The organism is Gaetbulibacter sp. NE (assembly GCF_025548475.1).
Taxonomy (GTDB): Bacteria; Bacteroidota; Bacteroidia; order Flavobacteriales; family Flavobacteriaceae; genus Gaetbulibacter_B; species Gaetbulibacter_B jejuensis.
The window spans coordinates 1-644 of the sequence record NZ_JAOQHY010000032.1; the positions used below are offsets into that span (position 1 = coordinate 1).

Genomic DNA, 644 nt, shown 5'->3' on the forward strand with positions numbered 1-644 from the left:
ATGTCATCACATAACTCTAGGTTATCTGGATCTGTACTTGGAGTTGGGTTTGGTAATACTCTAATGGTTAACGTTGTATAATCCACACAGCCTGTATCGGTATCGGTAACAACTACATATAGTGTTTGTGGGTTGGCTGGTGCGCCATTAACCGATGTATTGGTATAGGCTGTAGCGTCTACTGCGTTGGTTCCTGACTGTGCATCGGCATTGGTTTCATAATAGCTTACACTCCAGCTTGCTTCTCCTCCTGTAATTTCACTGTCCTTTACGGTAAGATCAAATACTGTAATCTCATCGGCCACTTCATCATCACACAACTCTAATGGTGTTGGTTGTATTGCTGTTGGTGGAAGCTCCACACGTATTTCAAACTCTCCTGTAGTTACACAGCCATTGGCTACACTTACTAAGCGTATGTAAATGGTCTGTGGATTGATTTGGTTACTATAGTTAGTCGTGTTAGCTATTGGGTTGTTTCCTGAGTCTGCATCTGCCTGTGTTAAATGGTAGGTCAGTACAAAATCTGCTGGGTCTTGGGTACCTAATATCTCTGCTGCTTTGGTGGTTAAATCAAACTGCGCAATCTCATCGGTATTGGTATCACAGATAACATAATCGTCTATGTTTGTTGGAACTACTGG

At 42.2% G+C, this 644-nt stretch carries 1 pseudogene; it reads right to left on the bottom strand.

Going from position 1 to position 644, the window contains the following annotated elements:
• Nucleotides 1-644 (bottom strand): annotated as a pseudogene (locus tag OD803_RS14470) (hypothetical protein); the annotation flags it as partial.